The organism is Pseudomonas sp. JAI120, from assembly GCF_014207255.1.
Classification (GTDB): Bacteria; Pseudomonadota; Gammaproteobacteria; order Pseudomonadales; family Pseudomonadaceae; genus Aquipseudomonas.
The window spans coordinates 1-1232 of the sequence record NZ_JACHCZ010000016.1; the positions used below are offsets into that span (position 1 = coordinate 1).

Genomic DNA, 1232 nt, shown 5'->3' on the forward strand with positions numbered 1-1232 from the left:
ATGAATCGCCCCGGGTTTCGTAGACACCTCCATGCCTTAAACTGAGGCCAATCAGGAGGTGCCATGAGCAACCCACGTTATCCCGAAGAGTTCAAAATCCAAGCGGTCAATCAAGTGACCGAAAAGAAGCTGCCTGTCGCTGATGTGGCGGCGCGTCTTGGCGTGTCGACGCATAGCCTCTATGCCTGGATAAAGCGCTACAGCAAACCTCAGGCAGAACGGCAGCAAGACGACGATCAGCACGCTGAACTGCGTCGTCTGCGAGCCGAACTCAAGCGCGTCACCGAAGAGCGAGACATCTTAAAAAAGGCCGCCGCGTACTTTGCCAAGGAGTGCGGTTGAAGTACGCCTTTATCAAGCAGCGAGCGGGCGATTATTCCATTCGACGGCTTTGCCTGACGCTGAAAGTCCATCCCAGCGGTTATTACGCCTGGCTGTCTGAGCCGCAATCTGTACGCGCCAAAGACGACCAGCGACTGCTGGGTTTGATCAAGCATTCCTGGCTGGAGAGCGGCGGCGTTTATGGCTATCGCAAAGTCCATGACGATCTGCGCGAAGTCGGTGAGGATTGTGGTCGGCATCGTGTGGCGAGGCTGATGCGTCTTGAAGGTCTGCGCTCTCAGACAGGGTATCGACGCCGTCCTGGCAAATACGGCGGTAAGCCAGCGGTCGCCTCACCCAATTTACTGAAGCGCCAGTTCGATGTCGTAGAACCCAACAAAGTTTGGGTCACCGACATCACTTACATTCGTACGTATGAAGGCTGGCTGTATTTGGCAGTGGTGCTGGATCTGTTTTCTCGTCAGGTCGTTGGCTGGTCAATGAAGTCGCAGATGACCAGTGATTTGGCCATTGATGCGTTATTGATGGCGGTCTGGAGGCGTAAACCGAAGCAGGAGGTGATGGTTCACTCCGACCAGGGCAGCCAGTACAGCAGCGCCGATTGGCGCAGTTTTTTGAAGGCGAACAATTTGGTTGCCAGCATGAGCCGCCGAGGCAATTGTCATGACAACGCCGTGGCTGAGAGCTTTTTCCAGCTTCTAAAGCGAGAACGGATCAAGCGGAAAATCTATTCCACGCGCGAAGATGCTCGTAGTGATGTGTTTGATTACATCGAGATGTTCTACAACGCAAAACGCCGCCATGGTTTCAACAATCAGCTGTCACCGGTAGAGTTTGAAAAGCGTTATGCAATGAGCTTGCAAGGTGTCTAGAGAATCCGGGGCGATTCA

The 1232-nt window shown here is 53.8% G+C and carries 1 protein-coding gene; it reads left to right on the forward strand.

The window, feature by feature from the left end:
- Window positions 1-63 precede the first annotated feature (63 nt).
- Window positions 64-1214 (forward strand): IS3 family transposase gene (locus HDC32_RS31840; RefSeq protein ID WP_086008205.1). Its coding sequence is split into 2 segments (ribosomal slippage): window positions 64-298 and window positions 298-1214, totalling 1152 coding nucleotides; the frame shifts between segments, so codons are not numbered across the junction.
- The last annotated feature ends 18 nt before the right edge of the window (window positions 1215-1232 follow it).